The organism is Microcoleus sp. AR_TQ3_B6 (assembly GCF_036702785.1).
Classification (GTDB): Bacteria; Cyanobacteriota; Cyanobacteriia; order Cyanobacteriales; family Microcoleaceae; genus Microcoleus.
Genome location: NZ_JAUBVJ010000033.1, coordinates 15,287 through 34,936, shown reverse-complemented (window position 1 = coordinate 34,936; position 19,650 = coordinate 15,287). Strand labels below are relative to the sequence as shown.

The 19,650-nt window shown below is 48.7% G+C and carries 10 protein-coding genes; 8 read left to right on the top strand and 2 right to left on the bottom strand.

Features of this window, described 5'->3' with window-relative positions:
- The first annotated feature begins 52 nt into the window (after positions 1-52).
- Positions 53-1,171: an alkene reductase gene (locus QUB56_RS17145; protein ID WP_332956718.1), complete on the top strand. Its 1,119-nt coding sequence runs from the start codon at positions 53-55 to the stop codon at positions 1,169-1,171.
- Positions 1,172-1,242: 71 nt separating this feature from the next.
- Here the strand turns inward: QUB56_RS17145 and QUB56_RS17140 are convergent, their stop codons facing one another.
- Positions 1,243-1,422, bottom strand: coding sequence for a hypothetical protein (locus QUB56_RS17140; protein WP_332956717.1), 180 nt, complete (start codon positions 1,420-1,422; stop codon positions 1,243-1,245).
- 618 nt (positions 1,423-2,040) lie between these two features.
- Complete coding sequence (locus QUB56_RS17135) at positions 2,041-2,211, bottom strand: hypothetical protein (RefSeq protein WP_332956716.1); 171 nt, start codon at positions 2,209-2,211, stop codon at positions 2,041-2,043.
- Positions 2,212-2,583: 372 nt separating this feature from the next.
- Between QUB56_RS17135 and QUB56_RS17130 the strand changes: the two genes are divergently transcribed.
- The 7 genes from QUB56_RS17130 (at position 2,584) to QUB56_RS17100 (ending at position 19,530) form a co-directional block, all read left to right on the top strand.
- Positions 2,584-3,591 (top strand): protochlorophyllide reductase, encoded by a 1,008-nt coding sequence (locus QUB56_RS17130; protein ID WP_332956715.1) that lies wholly within the window; start codon positions 2,584-2,586, stop codon positions 3,589-3,591.
- Between the two features lie 115 nt (positions 3,592-3,706).
- Positions 3,707-5,032, top strand: coding sequence for a transposase (locus tag QUB56_RS17125; protein ID WP_332956713.1), 1,326 nt, complete (start codon positions 3,707-3,709; stop codon positions 5,030-5,032).
- Between the two features lie 542 nt (positions 5,033-5,574).
- Positions 5,575-7,635: a ShlB/FhaC/HecB family hemolysin secretion/activation protein gene (locus QUB56_RS17120; protein WP_332956711.1), complete on the top strand. Its 2,061-nt coding sequence runs from the start codon at positions 5,575-5,577 to the stop codon at positions 7,633-7,635.
- A gap of 313 nt (positions 7,636-7,948) precedes the next feature.
- Positions 7,949-10,819, top strand: coding sequence for a two-partner secretion domain-containing protein (locus tag QUB56_RS17115; RefSeq protein WP_332956709.1), 2,871 nt, complete (start codon positions 7,949-7,951; stop codon positions 10,817-10,819).
- 59 nt (positions 10,820-10,878) lie between these two features.
- On the top strand, positions 10,879-14,118 hold the full coding sequence (locus QUB56_RS17110; RefSeq protein ID WP_332956707.1) for a two-partner secretion domain-containing protein: 3,240 nt from the start codon (positions 10,879-10,881) through the stop codon (positions 14,116-14,118).
- A 464-nt stretch (positions 14,119-14,582) separates the two neighbouring features.
- Entirely contained in the window at positions 14,583-17,453 is a 2,871-nt protein-coding gene (locus QUB56_RS17105; RefSeq protein ID WP_332956705.1) for an S-layer family protein, read from the top strand.
- A 463-nt stretch (positions 17,454-17,916) separates the two neighbouring features.
- A complete protein-coding gene (locus tag QUB56_RS17100; protein ID WP_332956703.1) occupies positions 17,917-19,530 on the top strand; it encodes a hypothetical protein in 1,614 nt (537 codons plus the stop codon).
- Positions 19,531-19,650 lie beyond the last annotated feature (120 nt).

The window sequence follows — 19,650 nt, the reverse complement described above, 5'->3', positions numbered from 1 at the left end:
GCGATCGAACTCTGAACTAGCCTCATTTTTTAGTTGACAAAATACCAAAATCATGAATACCAAAAGAACTTCTCCACTTCTACTGAGTCCATTCAAACTCGGAGATTTACCCTTAAAAAACCGAGTAGTCATGGCACCCCTGACGAGAGCCCGAGCCGGTGAAGCGCGGATGCCCAACGCCTTGATGGCAGAGTATTACACTCAGCGGGCATCCGCTGGTTTAATCATTACAGAAGCCACAGTGATTTCTACCCAAGCTATTGGTTGGCTCAATACGCCCGGTATTTATTCAGACGAGCAAGGCGAAGCTTGGAAACAACTTGTGACTGCGGTTCATGCCCGCGAAACGCCGATTTTCATGCAGCTTTGGCACAGCGGGCGGGCTTCCCACAGCAGTTTTCATGAAAACAATCAATTGCCAGTTGCACCCTCTGCCATCAAAATCAATGGAGACAGCATTCATACTCCTCTCGGCAAACAACCCTACGAAACTCCCCGCCCTCTAGAAACCGATGAAATCTCCCTGGTTGTAGAAGATTTTCGCCAGGCGGCTGAACGAGCAAAAATTGCAGGTTTTGACGGTGTAGAAATTCACGCAGCTAACGGCTATCTCATTGACACATTCTTGCAAACCAAAACCAATCACCGCACTGATGCCTATGGCGGACCCGTTGAAAATCGCTACCGTTTTCTTAAGGAAATTGTCGAGGCGATTATCGCAGTATTTCCGGCAAACCGAGTGGGAGTTAGACTTTCTCCCAACGGTGTTTACAATGATATGGGTTCTCCCAGTTATCGCGAAGATTTTCTGTATATCGCGGGGCAGTTAAATGCCTATGGTTTAGCTTACCTTCACTTGATGGACGGTCTGGCTTTTGGCTTTCACGAATTGGGAAAGCCGATGATGATAGGTGAGTTTCGCGATGTGTTTGCAGGACCGCTCGTCGGCAACTGCGGATATACTCAAGAACAGGCTGAAACGGCCCTGAGCAGCCAAGTTGCGGATTTAATTGCTTTTGGTCGGGATTTTATCAGCAATCCGGATTTGGTAGAGCGTTTTACTAATAATTGGCCGCTCAATCCGCCTGCTGAAATGGGCGTCTGGTATTCTTTTGGGCCTGAAGGTTATATCGATTTCCCTACCTATCAGGAATCTCAAGCTATTTCCTGAGCATCAGATGACATGGATGACACCTGCTGTTAGATCCCAGACTTCTTTAAGATGTCTGGAATCTGGCCAATCTAAAATTGATTGAGTGCTTCGTAATCTTCCCAAGCTGCTTTGGCACCAAATTCGACGATCGCACTCAAATCACAAGCATATTCTCCAGCACAACTAAAAGAACCAAGTTCCAAGACATAAAGCTCTCCCTCTGACTCGCAGATATCGATCGTGTAGACAGATTCTGGGTACCAACTCACTTGGACAGAAAACTTCGCTAAGATAGTTTTCTAAATATCCTCCCCTGATTGTTTCATCAACTCTTTCTGCTCCAACTAAATACAGAGAACCAGTAATAATTTGATTTTTACAAACAAAAAATATCCATTATTTTGTAATTGCTCGCTTACCACTGACTAATACCAATGTTGTTTCGTCTCTTTTTATAGCGGTTCTCAAGCGTGCTGAGGTATGCCCTATGCCCTAGGCCAGATAGTACCTCATGTTACTGAGAAAGGCTATAATTTAGTTCCTAGAGACTGCATGGTATTTAAAATATTCAGGTTAAAAACCCTACTCGAAATGACTTCATATTGCTGGCAGGTCGGACAAACAAATCTCCATCGGACTTGAAGTATTCCATAATTTCGGTTTTTCTTCGGAGCAATTAGCCCAAAGAAAGAATGAAATATTTATAGCTTTTCTCAATAAAGTGAGGTATGCCCTATGCCCGCGCAGGCCGATGCCCTATATCAACCGTGCACCTCATGTTACTGAGAAAAGCTATATTATATCAAATCCGTTAGCATTGGAATAGTAAATTCGAGTTCACTGTTGACGGTTGACGCCGTGAACAGTCAACCGTCAACAGTGAACAGTCAACCGTCAACCGTCAACCTCATTCCGGTGTAACCAGAAATGATATTATTTAACAAGTATTGAGCGAAATAAGTGTAGTAACTGGAACAGCGGAGATTCTTTTCGTCCATATAACCTCCAGGAATCCCCGAAGTTCTTAAGATATCCCGACCCAAATTCAGGGTTCCCATGAATAAAACACAATCATCAGGGGGGAACTATTGATAAGCTGCTTCTGGACGAAAATAGAGATATTTGGTTTCTTGGTAAATGTATCCTTGTTTCTGTAGTTCTGGCAAAAATTCGGATTCGCGATCGTAAATATTTTGTTCAATCAACCAATTTACTTTTTTCTTGACAGTCTTATCTTCGATCTGTGTTTGAGGGGCAACTCCCGCAAAGAGAGGGAAAAAGAGTCGATCTAGCCCTTGGGCAAAAAGGCAGTTGAGATCGAGAACGTTTCCTCATATCCTAATAAGCGTAGGACATTTCAAAACATCCGAGCTGCTAGCTCAGCTTTTGAGTACCTGAAAATAATCAATAGCGGAAGCGCTTTTAACAAGATGGCACAAAATCACAAATCCACGGTTATCATTACCGGCGCTTCCTCCGGCGTCGGTTTGTACGGCGCGAAAGCTCTCGCAGACAAAGGATGGCACGTAGTCATGGCCTGTCGGGACGTGGGGAAAGCCGGAAATGCCGCCCAAGAGTTGGGCATACCTGAAGGCAGTTTCTCCATCATGCAGATTGACTTGGGCGATTTGGAGAGCGTGCGCAGGTTTGCTCGCGCATTTAAGGCAAGCGGCAGGCCTCTGGACGCTTTGGTGTGTAACGCGGCCATTTATATGCCTTTGATTAAGGAACCGCTGCGGAGCCCGGAGGGTTATGAGTTGACGATGACTACCAATCACCTGGGTCATTTCCTGCTGTGCAACCTGATGATGGAAAATCTGAAGCCTTCCTATTATTCCGATGCGAGAATCGTGATTTTGGGAACTGTGACTCACAATCCAGACGAGTTGGGCGGGAAGATTCCGCCGCGCCCGGATTTGGGCAATTTTGAGGGTTTTGAAGCGGGTTTCAAAGACCCGATTTCAATGGTTGATGGCAAAAAGTTTGAACCGGTCAAGGCTTACAAAGATAGCAAAGTTTGCAATGTGCTGACGATGCGGGAATTGCACCGCCGCTTTCACGAATCCACGGGGATTACTTTCACTTCGCTTTATCCGGGATGCGTGGCGGATACGCCGCTCTTCCGCAATCACTATCCCCTTTTTCAGAAGCTGTTCCCGCTGTTTCAGAAGAATATCACGGGGGGTTACGTGTCGCAGGAGTTGGCGGGGGAAAGGCTGGCGATGGTGGTTGCAGATCCAGAATACAAGCAATCTGGGGCTTATTGGAGTTGGGGAAATCGCCAGAAAAAAGATGGCAAGTCTTTTGTGCAGAAGGTTTCTCCCCAGGCCCGCGATGATGAAAAAGGCGAGCGGATGTGGGAGTTGAGCGCTAAGTTGGTGGGATTGGCTGACGGGGCTCAAATGGGTGCGGCGGCTGGTGCGGGTCGCTCTGCATAATTCATAGAAAATCCTCGTTGGACACCCTGCGTCTTTAGACCGGGGAGGAAAACGGATAGGCAGGATTCATCCTGCCATTTCGCTGTATACTTATAACACTAGCGAAAAGATGCTTATGTACCTGACCCAGAAGAACCAAGTGCGAGAACTCAATAAGTCCGAGTTTTTGGCTCTCAAGGAATTGTGCCGACTGAGTAAGAACCTCTACAACGTAGGGCTTTACACAGTTCGACAATACTTCTTTCAGGAGCGCAAGCACCTGCGCTACGAGTCGAACTACCACGAGTGTAAGGTTAACGAGAACTACCAGTTGCTGAACACTGATATTGCTCAACAGACACTCAAGGTAGTAGACCGAACATTCAAAAGCTTCTACGGATTGATTAGTGCACTTAGGGAGGGAAGCTACCAACAGCGAGTTAAGCTTCCTCACTACTTGCCAAAAGACGGCTACTTCTTGCTGATAATACCTTGCGGGTTGTCTACCCGTAAGGACAAAACAAAAGTACCGAGACTGGTCATCAAAGACGGCAAGTTTCGGATACCCATGTCCAATCAATTCAAGAAACAGTTTGGGGAAGTCTGGATCAACTTTCCCAACCGCATTAACTACGAATTCCTCAAAGAGATTCGCATTCACCCCAAATACAACGGTCGATACTTCGAGGTTGAATTTATCAACGAAGTAGAACCAGAACCAGTAGAAGTTAATCCCAGTAGTGCGATTAGCATTGATTTGGGAGTAGACAACCTTGCTGCTTGTGTTGATACCAATGGGGCATCCTTCCTGGTGGATGGCAAACCAATTAAATCGATTAACCAGTGGTACAACAAACGCAATGCTTGTCTGCAATCTATCAAGGATAAGCAGGGAATTAAAGGTATTACCAACCAGCAAGTAAAGCTGGTGGTAAGGCGCAATAATCAGGTGAGAGATTACCTGAACAAGGCAGCACGGTTTATAGTCAACCACTGCATCGAGCACCAGATTGCACAACTGATTGTTGGTTATAATCCTGGAATCAAACAGGAAATCAACATCGGAAAGTGCAACAACCAGAACTTTGTAGAAATCCCGTTTTATTCTTTGCGTTCTAAGTTGAGATCGCTGTGTGGGCGATACGGATTGGTTTACACCGAACAGGAAGAGTCGTATACCAGTAAGGCAAGTGCTATCGATGGCGATGAACTACCTGTTTACAATGCCGACAATCCTAAGAATTACCAGTTCTCTGGTAAACGAATTAAGCGAGGATTGTATCGGACAAAAGAGGAACATCTGGTTAACAGTGACTTGAATGGTTCAGTAAATATCGGAAGGAAAAGTAAGCACAATGGCTTTGCCGGAGTGTCTAGGGGGTCATTGACTGCCCCAAGAAGGATTAATCTTCTGAAACTAGAGAGAAAATGTGAAGAAGCGCGGATAAATCCGGTTTCGTAACATCCTCTTAGAATCCCCTCGGCTTTAGCCAGGGGAGAGTCAAAGTTAGAAACCCCCTTTATAAGACTTGGCGGTTTCAACCGCCTCTGGACACACCAGGTATGGCCACGCGGACTCAAGAATAAAGGGGGTATTAAAGTCGGATTTGGGATGATGCACCCAAATCAAAGAAACCGGGTTTTTTACAGCATCTGCAGGCTGTAACTAAGTATTTGCGCAAAAAATCCGGTTTCTTGCTACTGGTGCATCCAAAACTATTCTGGTCGCGGAATCAGACTAAAAGCGTAGGTTTTTCGACCAAATAAACCGGGTTTTATACAGTTGCAGATCGACTTACAGGATATTTGTTCTGATAATAACCGGGGTGGTGGTTAAGCGTTGGGAAATGAACGGGGGTCGATCGACCTTTTGATATTTACCGCCTACGAAACTCTTAGCTGCAACGGCTGTTACGTTTTTTTGCTGTTAAAATTGATTTTTACTTGAGGGTGCTCACTTCCTGAAAAAATTTTCCCACTTAAGCGAGATAATAATTAAATCTTATGGCTTGTCGATCGCAACAACTATTTTTACTCGCTGGAATTTTTGGGTTTGCTTTGTTGGGAAAACCAGCGAAAACATCCGCTAGCACCGTTGAAATTTTGACCTCCAATGTTGAGGATTTGGCAGCAGTTAGCAGCGGAGGCGATCGACCTTTGCTTCCCGACCCTAATCTTGACAGTCGCGAAGGCTTACGGACCGCTTACGAGTTTCCGCAGTTAACCCCTGAATCAGAACTTGCGCCACTGTCGCCCACTCTACCCTTATCGGCACCTGCGGAAACTCCCGACCCGTCGCCGGAAGCGGCAAATTCTGCCAATACCACATTAAGCCCAAAAACTCAAGAAACCGAGCTTTTTAACCGAGGTCAAAAGCTAGAAGAAAATATTGACCGAAAAAAAACCGATTTGGGTATCGATCGAGACTCGCACCTGGCCCAACTGCCCAACCCCATTCTGCCCCGAGAGCCGGAATTACCTGCACCAACAGCACCGCAACCTCCCCCCTCGTCTCCCCTCCCACCAACCCCGCTCACACCTGCTCCCGGCAATGCTAAACCGAGAATTCCGGGTACAATTAGGGTCTCGGGCTTTGAATTTGAGGGCAACACGGCTTTTAGCGATCGCGAACTCGCAGAAGTTATTAAAGAGTTTGCGGGGCGCGACATCACCTTTGCCGAACTGATTGCAGCAGAAGCAGCCATTACTCAAAAATATGTAGCGGCCGGATACATCAATTCCGGCGCTCTAATTCCCGCCAACCAAACCTTTCCCAGATCGGGAGGTGTGGTGAAAATTCGGATTATAGAAGGCGGATTAGATGAAATTGAGATTACTGGAAACAGGCGCTTAAATTCAAATTACGTGCGATCGCGCCTAGAGCGCGCCACCAGACGGCCCCTCAACCGAGATCGGTTGCTGGAAGCCTTGCAACTGCTGCAACTCGACCCCTTAATTGGCACTATTTCCGCCGAACTCCAAGCCGGAAGCCGCCCGGAAAACAGTCGCTTAGAAGTGCGGGTAAAAGAAGCAGAAACCTTTAACGGTGATGTGTTCGCAGACAACAACCGATCGCCCAGCGTCGGCAGTTTTCGCCGCGGTATTCGCCTCAATCAAGCAAATTTGCTCGGTTTGGGCGACGGATTAGAGATATCTTATGCTAACACCAACGGCAGCAATGAATTCAACGGCAGCTACACCGTCCCCGTCAACGCGCGCAACGGCACAATTCGGTTCGCTGCGAGTGCTGCTAACACTAACATTATCGAGGAACCGTTCGAGCGTGTAGAAATCGAGGGGAAATCGCGGACTTACGAGTTAAGTTACCGCCAACCGATTGTCGAAAAGCCCGATCGCAGTTTGGCTTTGGGACTGAGTTTTTCGCGGCAAGAAAGCGACACATTCCTGATGGGGGAGAGATTTGCGCTTTCGGCGGGAGCAAACGAGCGCGGCGAAACCCGGGTTTCGGCTGTGCGCTTTTTTCAAGAATATGTGCAGCGGAGTTCCAACCAAGTGTTCGCGGCGCGATCGCAGTTTTCCCTCGGTACCAAGTTTCTGGGCGCTACTGCTAACGACAGCGGTCCTGACAGTCGCTTTCTGGCGTGGCGCGGACAAGCCCAATACGTGCGGCTGCTAGCCCCAGAAACCTTGCTGATTGTGCGTTCTGACATTCAGTTAGCCGATCGCCCCCTGCTTTCCCTCGAACAAATGGGGATCGGCGGCGTTCAAAGCGTGCGCGGATACCGCCAAGATTTGCTGTTAACTGATAGCGGTGCGATCGCATCTGCAGAGGTGCGCATTCCGGTTTGGCGTGTCCCGGAAGTCCAAGGATTGTTGCAAATCGCTCCGTTTATCGATTTTGGGGTAGGGTGGAACCATTCGGGAGAAAAGCCGAATCCTGAATCGGACAAACTGCTGGGTGCAGGTTTGGGCCTAGTTTGGCAGATGGGCGATAGGTTGAATGTGCGTCTAGACTATGGTATTCCTTTGATAAATGCTCAATCTGGCGATCGAACTTTGCAGGAAAAAGGCCTCTACTTTAGAGTCAATTATTTTCCCTTCTAAAAACCAGGCATTTAATGACTAAATTAAGGTGCATCTTCAAAAATAGAATACCCAGTACCCCGCAGGCTTTAAGAAATCGGGGCTCTCATTGAATAATAGCGAGGCAGCCGGAAAAAATCTGGATGTTGTAAATTGTGGGCGCCAGCCAAATGGAAAAACTTTACATAAATTTTCCGGGCCGCAGAATCTAGCATGGATATTAGGTTAATACATATCTCCATAACAGCTAGTCAAGGGCAGGCTTTCGGGCTATTGGTGTCAACTTCAAACTGATGAACCGTTTCCTTTCCCCTGTTCAAACAAAGGTTATTTTATGGCTAGCACCAATTTTTACTTACTATTTTGCGCCTTACTGCTGTTGCCATCTGGGGCGATCGCCCAAATTATCCCAGATAATACCCTGGGTGCGGAAAGTTCGCGAACAGTTCCCGATACAGTTAATAATTTGCCGAGCGATCGCATTTCCGGCGGAGCCGCACGCGGTTCAACTTTGTTTCACAGTTGGCGCGAATTTAACATAGGTGAAGGGCGGGGAGCATATTTTGACAATCCCCGCGGAATTACTAATATTTTTACCCGCGTAACAGGCGGGAATCAGTCAAATATTTTAGGAACTTTGGGAGTGTTAGGAAACGCAAATTTATTCTTAATTAACCCGAAAGGAATTGTCTTCGGACCGAATGCTAGATTAGATGTGCGCGGTTCGTTCCTGGCTGCAACGGCAGACAGTATTCTGTTTGATAACGGGGTAGAATTCAGCAGCACCAACCCGCAAGCGGTGCCGCTATTGACGGTAAATATTCCGGTGGGTTTGAGCTTTCGAGAGAATCCGGGTGCAATTGTCAACGCTTCGAGTGTCACCGAAGTTATTGAAGGCACAACCATCCCCGTAGGTTTAGCAGTGCCTCCAGGTCAAACCATAGCAATGGTAGGAGGAAATGTAATCTTTAATAATGGTTTTGCCAGCGCTTTTAGTGGGAACATTCAATTAGGAAGCGTGGCAAGTCCAGGTTTTGTAAGCTTCAACATCACGCCGCTAGGATTAGGTTTAGACTACACAAATGTTGCCAATTTTGGCAAGATAGAATTATCAGGTTTATCGGCGGTGACAGCCAGCGGGCCGGGGGGAGGCGCGATCGCACTGCGAGGAGGAAACGTGACATTGCGCGATCGCTCGAGCCTAGTATCCGATACCCTCGGAAGCCTGGACGGCCGCGGCATCAAGATCGAAGCAGCACGGTTTAGCCTTTTAGATCGAGCCTTTGTCGGCTCCATCACTAGCGGCAGCGGAGCCGGAGGCCCGATATCGATCCGAACCTCCGAGAATATAGAACTCAAGGGAACAGGATTTGAAGACTTTCGGCGACAGATTCTCGATCCTGGTGCAGCACAACAGCCGGGAGATATCGCCGAGCGCCAAAGCAGCATCAGTACCGGAACCCTAGGTGCCGGCAAGGGCGGGGAGATCGCCCTCGACACCAAACGATTAACTATCCGAGACGGAGCGGCAATACTCAACCCTACACTCGGTACAGGAAACGGCCGGAGCGTGACAATAAGAGCCTCTGAATCGGTAGAAATCAACGGCTCCGGGCTGTTAACCCCAACTTTTAACAGCGGAAACGCAGGCAGTATCGCTATCGAAACCGGTCAACTGAGTGTCACCGACGGGGCCGTCGTCTCGCCCTCGACTTTTGGTGCCGGCAACAGCGGAAATCTAATCGTGACAGCTTCTGACTCGGTAATAGTAGCTCGAGAGCGATCGGATAGCCCCGTGAGTACGGGTTTAGCCACTAACAGTATTGGCGGCACGGGAAGGGCAGGAAACATCGAAATTAACACCCGCTCCCTGCGCGTAGAAGCAGGGGCTAGCATCTCTTCTTCCAGCGGGCTCAGGACAAGAGAAAGGCTGATTCCGGAGGGGGGGGCCGGCGGAAACATCACCGTCAACGCACAAGACTCGGTGTTCGCCATCGGCACCGCAGCGGGCTCCATTCCTTCCCGAAGTCTAATCGCTGCGGGAACGGTTGGGAGCGGCAAAGGCGGGGATGTGACGTTGAAGGCCAGACGGTTGATTGTCCGAGACGGAGGAGCTATCGGAGCCTCAACTCTGGGTGCGGGACTTGGGGGAAATCTGAATGTCACCGCTTCGGAATCTGTGGAAATAGTCGGCACTACCACAGACGGCTTTGCCAGCACCATCAGCACAGCTTCGGGAGATTTGCTGTACCAGACTTTGTTCGGGCTGCAACCTGCATCTGGTGCGGCGGGAAGCTTGAGCATTGCGGCGGGCCGGTTGAGTGTCCGAGACGGCGCAACGGTTAGCGTCCAGAGTTATGGAACGGGGGCGGCTGGCAGCATTAATGTTGTCGCCAATTCGATCGCCCTCAACACCAGAGGCACCATTAACGGTACGACTGAATCGGGTATCGGGGGTAATATTAACTTGCGATCGCGAGACATCCAATTGCGCCGCAACAGCCGAATTACCACCGATGCGGGTGCTGCCGAAGGCGGCAACATCACCCTCAACAGCGATATCCTAGTGGGGCGAGACAATAGCGACATCACGGCCAACGCCAAGAGCGCTGCGGGCGGCCGCGTTAATGTCAATGTCCCGAATATCTTGGGCTTTGCAGCAGCGAGCCGCGAACAGGTCAAAAACAGGTTGGGGCTAAGCGACGATCAATTTGCAGCTTTGCTAATAACTCCTACATCTGAGCTTGCCAGCAGCGACATCGCCGCTATTTCCCAAACTAGCGGCCCGGCTTTGCAAGGTACTGTGACATTTAGTGCTTCCGGCGTCAATCCCGCTCAAGGTTTAGTGCAACTGCCACAAAATATTGTCGATCCGGCTGCTTTAATTGCAGCAAATCCCTGCACGAAAGGGACCGAGAGCGCATTTACCGTCACTGGCAAAGGAGGAGTGCCACCAAGTCCTAAGGATGTTCTCAGCAGCGCTGGAACGCCGTGGACGTGGTTGGAAGAGGCAGGAAATTCGGCCACGAACAATGTACCGGATGTAACGGATCGATCTCCGAGGGAAATCCGGGATCGGGAAGTTGTTCCGGCTCGCGGTTGGGTGGTGAACGCTCGAGGAGAAGTTATGCTGGTGGCGAATCAAGTTGCGGGTCAATTGGACGATCGCACCAGGAATCCTGTATCGCTTTGTGTGCCCCGATGACCAGAAAATAGCAAATGCTTTAGAATGGGTCGCTGTTGTCAGCTAATAAAAGGTTAATTATGGTTTTCCAAGATATCTACTTCTGGCTCGGCAAAATTAACGAACTAAAAGACCGAGACAAATACTCTACACCATTTTTCAATAATCGGAAATACAGTAGGGACAAGGCACTGCCAAAGTGTGACAACTTAACCTCAAACCAACCGTCTCTGTTGTGTGTATCGAAGTCTCGCTCCCCCCTGAATAAAGAGGGGACAAGAAATCTTCTCAACCTCCCCCGAATTCCTGAGGATTTAAAGGGAGATAGACTCGAAAACCAGCGACATTCATTAGGGGTTATAGCCTTACGCGGTCACGGCTTGACACGGCCGTTATCAGACCCAAGCTCTGTACGTCACTCAACAGAAAATCGATCGATTTCAGTCGGAATTTACCTTTTTGTTTTAAGTTGTTATTTGTGCCTTTTTCCCGGAGGTGCGATCGCCCAAATTATCCCAGATAATACCCTGGGTGCGGAAAATTCCCGAACAGTTCCCGATACAATTAATAATTTGCCCAGCGATCGCATAGAGGGCGGCGCCACACGCGGTTCAAGCTTGTTTCACAGCTTGCGCGAATTTAACATAGGTGAAGGACGGGGAGCTTATTTTGACAATCCCAGCGGAATTACTAATATTTTTACCCGCGTAACAGGCGGGAATCAGTCAAACATTTTAGGAACTTTGGGAGTTTTGGGAAACGCAAATTTATTCTTAATTAACCCAAAAGGGATTGTCTTCGGACCGAATGCGAGGTTAGATGTGCGCGGTTCGTTCCTGGCTACAACGGCAGACAGTATTGTGTTTGATAGCGGGATGGAATTCAGCAGCGCTAACCCGCAAGGGGTACCGCTATTGACGGTAAATATTCCGGTGGGTTTGAGCTTTCGAGAGCAGCCGGGTGCAATTGTCAACGCTTCGAGTGTCACCGAAGAAATTGAAGGCACAACCCTCCCCGTGGGTTTAGCAGTTCCTCCAGGTCAAACCTTAGCAATGGTAGGAGGAGATGTAATCTTTGATAATGGTTTTGCCAGCGCTTTTAGTGGGAACATTCAATTAGGAAGCGTGGCAAGTCCAGGTTTTGTAAGCTTCAACATCACGCCTATAGGATTAGGTTTAGACTATACAAATGTTGCCAATTTTGGCAATATAGAATTATCAGGTTTATCGGCGGTAACAGCCAGCGGACCGGGGGGAGGCGCGATCGCGCTCCGCGGAGGAAACGTGACATTGCGCGATGGCTCGAGCCTAGTATCCGATACCCTAGGAAGCATCGACGGCTACGGCATAAATATCGAAGCAGCACGATTTAGCCTTTTAGATCGAGCCTTTGTCGCCTCTGGCACGATCGGCAGCGGAGCCGGAGGCCCGATATCGATCCGAACCGCCGAGAATATAGAACTCAAGGGAATAGGATTTGAAGACTTTCGGCAACGGGTTCTCGATCCTGGTGCAGCACAACAGCCGGAAAATATCGTCGATCGCCAAAGCAGCATCACTACCGGAACCGTAGGTGCCGGCAGAGCTGGGGATATTACCCTCGACACCAAACGATTAACTATCCAAGACGGAGCGGCAATATTCAACCCTACACTCGGTACTGGAGACGGCGGGAACGTGACAATAAGAGCCTCTGAATCGGTAGAAATCAACGGCTCCGGACTGTTAACCCCAACATTTAACAGCGGAAATGCAGGCAGTATCGCTATCGAAACCGGTCAACTGAGTGTCAGCGCCGGAGCCCTCGTCTCGCCCTCGACTTTTGGTGCCGGTAACAGCGGAAATCTGATCGTGACAGCTTCTGACTCGGTAATAGTAGCTCGAGAGCGATCGGATAGCCCCCTGGGTACCGGTCTAAGCACTAACAGTATTGGCGGCACGGGAAGGGCAGGAAACATCGAAATTAACACCCGCTCCCTGCGCGTAGAAGCAGGGGCTACCATCTCTTCTTCGAGCGGGCTCACCGTAACACAAAACCTGATTCCTACGGGGGGACCCGGCGGAAACATCACCATCAACGCAACAGAGTCGGTGGAAGTGCTCGGCGGCGGAGCAGGCTCAGTTATTCCTTCCGGAAGTCTGATCGATGCGGGAACGGTTGGGAGCGGCAAAGGCGGGGATGTGACGTTGAACGCCAGACGGTTGATCCTGCGAGACGGAGGATCTATCCTAGCCTCAACTCTGGGTACGGGAGCTGGGGGAAATGTGACTATCACCGCGGACGAATCCGTCGAAATAGCCGGCACTTCCACAGGCGGCTTTCCCAGCACCATCGGCACAGCTTCAGTAGGTTTGTCTACGATTTTCTTGGGGCTGCCGCCTGCATCTGGTGCGGCGGGAAACTTGAGTATTGCGGCGGGCCGGTTGACTATCCGAGACGGCGCACGGCTTGGCGTCCAGAGTGATGGAACGGGAGCAGCTGGCAGCATTCATGTTGTCGCCGATTCGATCGCCCTCAAGACCAAAGGCATCATTGACGCCACCAATATATTGGGTATCGGGGGTAATATTAACTTGCGAGCGCGAGACATCCAATTGCTCAACAACAGCCGAATTACCACCGATTCGGGTGGTGCCGATGGCGGCAACATCACCCTCAACAGCGAGATTTTAGTGGGGCGAAACAATAGCGACATCACTGCCAACGCCAAGAGCGCTGCGGGCGGCCGCGTCAATGTCAAGGTCCCGAATATCTTGGGCTTTGCAGCAGCAAGTCGCGAACAGGTCCAAAGCAGGTTGGGGCTGACGGACGATCAATTTGCAAATTTGAATGTACCTCCTACATCTCTGCTTAACAGCAGCGACATCGCCGCTATTTCCCAAAGTAGCGGCCCGGCTTTGCAAGGTACTGTTACATTTAGTGCTTCGGGCGTCAATCCCGCTCAAGGTTTAGTGGAACTCCCGCAAAATATTGTCGCTCCGGCTGCTTTAATTGCGGCAAATCCCTGCACGAAAGGGGCCGAGAGCGCATTTACCATCACTGGGAAAGGAGGACTGCCATTAAGTCCTAATGATACCCTCAGCAGCTCTGGAACGCCGTGGACGTGGGTGGAAGAGACAGGAAGTTCGGCAACGGATAATGTACGGAATGTAACGGATCGAGATCCGAGGGAATTCAAGGAAATCCGGGATCGGGAAGTTGTTCCGGCTCGCGGTTGGGTGGTAAATGCTCAAGGAGAAGTTATGCTGGTGGCGAATCAAGTGGCGGGTCAATTGGACGATCGCACCAGGAATCCTTTATCGCTTTGTGTACCCCGATGACCAGAAAATAGCAAATGCTTTAAAATAGGTCGCTTTTGTCAGCTAACAAAAGGTTAATTATGGTTTTCCAAAATATCTACTTCTGGCTGGGCAAAATTAACGAACTAAAAGAGCGATCCCAATACTCTACACCAGTTTTCAATAATCTGAAATACCGTAGGGACAAGGCAGTGCCAAGGCGTGACAACTTAACCTCAAACCCACCGTCTTTGTTGTTTGTATCAAAGTCTCGCTCCCCCCTAACCCCGCTGAATAAGCGAGGGGGAAGAAATCTTCTCAAACTCCCCCGAATTGATGGGAATTTAGGGGGAGATAGACTCGACTACAAGCGACACTTATTAGGGGTTAGGCTCTTAAGTTATCACGGCTGGACACGACCGTTATCCGACTCGATATCTGTACCTCACTCAACAGAAAATCGCTCGATTTCAGTCAGGATTTACCTTTTTGTTTTAAGTTGTTATTTGTGCCTTTTTCCCGGAGGTGCGATCGCCCAAATTATCCCAGACAGCAGCTTGGGTGCAGAAAGTTCGCGAACAGTTCCCGATACGATCAACAACTTACCCTCAGATAGAATTACTGGCGGCGCACTTCGCGGCGTTAACCTTTTTCACAGCTTGCGCGAATTTAACATCCGTGAAGGGCGGGGAGCTTATTTTGACAATCCCCGCGGAATTACCAATATCTTCACCCGCGTTACGGGAGGAAAATCCTCAAATATTTTAGGAACTCTGGGAGTTTTAGGCAACGGCAACTTATTTTTAATTAACCCAAAAGGGATTGTCTTCGGACCGAATGCTAGGTTAGATTTGCGCGGTTCGTTTATCGGTTCAACGGCTGACAGTATTGTGTTTAATAACGGCGTTGAATTCAGCAGCACAAACCTGCAAACATCCCCGCTGTTAACCGTTAATATTCCCGCTGGTTTAAGATTTCGGGAGAATCCGGGTGCAATTGTCAATCAATCTACGGCTTTAGGAAAACTAAATCTCCCAGCCTCTGCTGTGCCAATTCCGATTAGCGATCGAGTCGGTTTAGCAGTAGACCCAGGGCAAACTTTAGCATTGATTGGCGGCGACATCCAACTCCCAGGCGGCAATATAACGGCCAGCAGCGGACAAATTTTACTCGGTAGCACGGCCAGTCCCGGTTTAGTTAATTTTGCACTAACCTCTCCGGTTGATTGGCAGGGGAATTTAACTTTAAATTATGACAATATTCAGAATTTCGGCAATATTCAAATATCCGATGGCACACTTATCAACACCAGCGGAATCGGTGGCGGCAAAGTAGAGTTAAAAGGTGGAAATGTCACCATCAGCGGTGCGCGGATTTATGCCCTGACACTGGGAAATATTGGTGGTAGAGGTATCGATATCACCGCCCAACAGTTGCGAGTGGAAAACGGAGCGCAATTTTCTACCCTGACTCTAGGAGAGGGTGCAGGAGGCAATATCAACTTCCGCGCTGCTGATTCAGTAGAAATGAGCGGGCTGGGAGTTGAGGGCTATCAACAGGTTGCAATTAAATATTTGGTATCGGGAACTATAGACCCGTTTGAGCCGCTAATTATGCTGTTTAATGCTAGTGCTGGTGCTGGTTCAGGGGGGAATATGACGATCGACACCGGACGGCTGCTCTTCAAAAATGGGGTAGTAGGTACCGGCATTACTTTTGGCGGTGGAAGGGGCGGAAATTTAATCATTCGCGCTAATAATTTTGAGATAGTGGGTTCTGGAATTAACAACGGGACAGCTAAAGAAAGTAGCGGTGCGGGAGGAAGTATTAGTGTTGATGTCGCTAGATTAATAATGCGCGACGGTTCTCTTCTGGGTACGACGAGCTACAGCAGCGGCCCGTCGGGGAATATCAACATTAAAGCTGCTGAATCAGTAGAATTGTCTAACAGCGGCCCGAGAACAGTTGTGTCAACGGGAATTAGCACCCTGAGTATCGGCTCAAACGGAAGGGCGGGGAATATTAATGTTGATACCAAGCGGTTGGCTCTCTCTGGAGGTTCTGCGTTTACATTAGGAACGGGTGTGTTAATTGGCAGGTTTTTGTTTTCTCAGCAAGGGGGGCCGGCTGGAAATTTAACAGTTAGGGCTACTGAATCAGTAGAAATTTCAGGTATTTCTCAACTTTTGACCAGCGGAATTCAGAATGCTAGTGCGCTAACTTCTGGAACTTTGAGCTCTAGTCGGGGTGGGGATATTCGCATTGATACGCCAAGCCTAACCGTGCGGGATGGGGGGATAGTTTCTACGAGTTCTTTGGGGGTGGGAGATGGGGGGAATATTACTGTTAATGCCGATCGCATCGAGGTCAGCGGTAGCGCAAATAATGGTCTGTTTGTCAGTACAATTGATGCTTCGGTGGGCAAAACATTTGGTACTAATCCCAATGCTAGGGCAAATGCCGGTTCGTTGAATCTAAATGCCTCACGATTAATTGTCAGAGATGGAGCTACAGTGACAGTGCAGGCTACGGGAACCGGACGCGCTGGTAATATCAATATTGTCGCAAATTCGATCGGGCTTGACACCAAAGGTAGTATTGACGGCACAACTGTATCGGGTAGAGGAGCAAATATTAACCTGCAAGCGCGAGACATCCAATTGCGCCGCAACAGCCGAATTACCACCGATGCAGGCAGTTCTGACGGCGGCAACATCAACATCAACAGCAACATTCTTGTCGCCCTCCCGCAAGAAAACAGCGACATCACAGCCAACGCCCGCACAGCAGGCGGCGGCCGCGTGAATATCAATGTCCCCAGTGTCTTCGGCTTTACAGCAGTCGGCCGCGAACAAGTCAGAACCAGGTTGGGGCTCAGTGACGCCCAATTTGCAGCGTTGCAAGTAAGTCCTACATCTGAGCTTCCCAGCAGCGACATCGCCGCGATTTCCCAAAGTAGCGGTGCGGCTTTGCAAGGGGCGGTAACATTTAGTTCTTCTGGGGTGAATCCCGCTCAAGGTTTAGTGGAACTGCCGCAAAATGTGGCGAATCCGGCTGCGTTAATTGCTGCAAATCCCTGCATCCAAGGGGCCAAGAACGAGTTTACTGTGACTGGGCGTGGGGGATTACCACCGAGTCCTAACGATGTTCTCATCAGCGCAGAAGAACCGTTGCCTTGGGTGGAACCAGCGGTAGGTGGAAGTCAGCAAGTAGAAAACCAAAGAGCATCCATAGAAGAAACTCCCCCCAAAGAAATTATTCCCGCTCAAGGTTGGGTAATGGACGATCGAGGACAAGTAAGACTGGTAGCCTATAATTCAGGTGTTGGTGCATCTATTCGCAGTCCGAAACCAACGGGTGTTTGCGTACCTCAATAGGTACTCTTCAGTTACTGTCTTGAAGTAATGTCACCCTAAAACCACTAAGCTTTTCTGCATTTAGATTTAACTTTACTTTATGAGCATCCGCATTAGTAGCAGTGTGGGGAATCGATGAGCATCGTCTGGAATTAAAGCCAATAATCCGGCGAGTTTGGGTTGGCTATATGTGGATTTTAGGGAAGCGGAAGCGTAGGAGCGTCAAAGCACGATGCCGATGAATAGATTATCGAGTACAACTGCGATCGCCCTCAGACAGGAAAATATTAATTTTAATTACGAGAACTAAATAACAAATTGACAACACGATCCAAAAGGTCTAGAGCCAGGAAAATATTAATTTTTATTACGAGAAGTAAATAACAAGTTGACAACAAGATCCCAAAGTTCTAGAGTATTGCCAAAAATATACTTGCGTCAAGCCATGACAACACAACACTCAACTAGTGTATTAATCAAAGCAGTGACTGATCAACTTCCTCAAGAGTTGCTTGTTGCTTATCGAGGTATGACTCAAAGCACGTCTCTCTTGTATGGAGTCCCAAATATTTCAAGCGATCCCGAAATTGTGTACGATCGGGATCGAGCTGTTCCCGACCCTGTCAGACGTTATAACACTCCTGACAAAAAGCGTACACAAGAGATTGCTACTGCTATTTATAGTATCTGTCAGCAATTCGCTGCGATGCCACAAGTATCGATTCATGATGAAGGCGGTGAATTTTTGATTCAGGGATTTCTGTACTTGCAGATCCTCACAAAATCAGTCACTGCCACTGACTTCATTATAGGAATGAATGGAAAAGCAATTGTTGAACGTGGAGCGGAGCGCTCCGAACGAAAAGGCGAACTGACTGCTATTTTGCAAAAAGTGCAAGTTAGCGAATCGTGTCTGGACTGGTCAGATATCAGCGATGATGAACGTTTTTTGATTGCAGCCCTTTCGGTTTTTGCGCTCAAAGGCAGTGACAAAACTATAGAAGAAATTAACCGGACGGTTGATGCATCGGATCTGCCACTGGAATTGGCAAAACGCTTGTCAATTATCGAAACTAACCTGAAGCAGGAGCGTTGTTTTTTTGGTTATGGAAGCCAACTTCTGGAGAGTATTACTCATTACCCAGAACATCAGGCTCGGATGCAGCGGATTTACCGTCTGACACCTATTCATATCTCGCAAGGAATGCGTAAGGAACTATTTCTGCCTGAGGAAATGATGCACCCCGATCCTTCAACGGTTCGGATCGCAGCAGACATCCTCGGTATCAGTCCCAGCAATAACCTGTGCACGATGGATGAAGAAAACAAACGGAATATTTTTGCTGACGTTCTTCAACGGTTTGGCAGTCTCGATCGGGCAGTTGCAGTTGTCATGAAGCTTGCTACAAACGAGTTCTGTGATGATTGTACCATCCTGGCACGGACGAAGAACCGTCCATGGCAGCAAGGCGATACGATTCTAGGTTTTGCTTGTATCTTAGGTGTACCCTGGCGCGTTGACTCTTATTGCGCTGCTGTCGATCCTGTCAAAATCAAGCCCAGTAATTTGATAATGATTCCGGTGGAGGCAAATAAAGCTCCACAGTATATTTGGCAGCGCCGACCTGAAGATTTAGAAGATGCACTGCATGATGGTGATTCCCACCGTTTAGCGGTCTTACGCGAACGCCAAGCCAGTATTCGGATTGAGCAGAAAATCAAGTTAGAGGGTGTAGCTCCTGCTTCACTGGATACTGAAGAACTTAGTTTGCTCCAATCAGCGGCAAAGCGTTATCAAAGTCGCTTGTGGGTTTATAATCAAGGTGCTGTTTCTGCTGGAAAGCAGACTTCCATCAACGGACTCAACCTAATTTTCAATGCTGCTTTCGATGCCGATAGTACGATCAACAATCAGCCTCACGCCATCTCAGGGGTACAAAGCGGTATCCGAATGCCCTTTGGCTATTTGGGGAATATCCGCTTCTGGAATGAGGCTCGCCGTCCTGAATGCGAAATGGGCTTGCGACATATACCTGTGGCAAAGGCATACACAATGATTATCCACGAACTTTATCAAGCTGCCGGAATACCCGCCTAGTTTTTGCGAGATAAGTAGGTGGAGAAAATTAAACGTAGGCTGATCCATTTGATGCCGTTTACCTGTGGTCTGCCATGACAATAACTGAATTTGTCAGTAAAAATTAATTATCAATCTCCA

Bases quoted from the DNA above. Each gene is read 5' to 3' on its own strand.
- QUB56_RS17125 (WP_332956713.1), top strand. From the start codon at position 3,707: ATGTACCTGACCCAGAAGAACCAAGTGCGAGAACTCAATAAGTCCGAG.
- QUB56_RS17110 (WP_332956707.1), top strand. From the start codon at position 10,879: ATGGTTTTCCAAGATATCTACTTCTGGCTCGGCAAAATTAACGAACTA.
- QUB56_RS17115 (WP_332956709.1), top strand. From the start codon at position 7,949: ATGGCTAGCACCAATTTTTACTTACTATTTTGCGCCTTACTGCTGTTG.
- QUB56_RS17130 (WP_332956715.1), top strand. From the start codon at position 2,584: ATGGCACAAAATCACAAATCCACGGTTATCATTACCGGCGCTTCCTCC.
- QUB56_RS17135 (WP_332956716.1), bottom strand. From the start codon at position 2,211: ATGGGAACCCTGAATTTGGGTCGGGATATCTTAAGAACTTCGGGGATT.
- QUB56_RS17120 (WP_332956711.1), top strand. From the start codon at position 5,575: ATGGCTTGTCGATCGCAACAACTATTTTTACTCGCTGGAATTTTTGGG.
- QUB56_RS17145 (WP_332956718.1), top strand. From the start codon at position 53: ATGAATACCAAAAGAACTTCTCCACTTCTACTGAGTCCATTCAAACTC.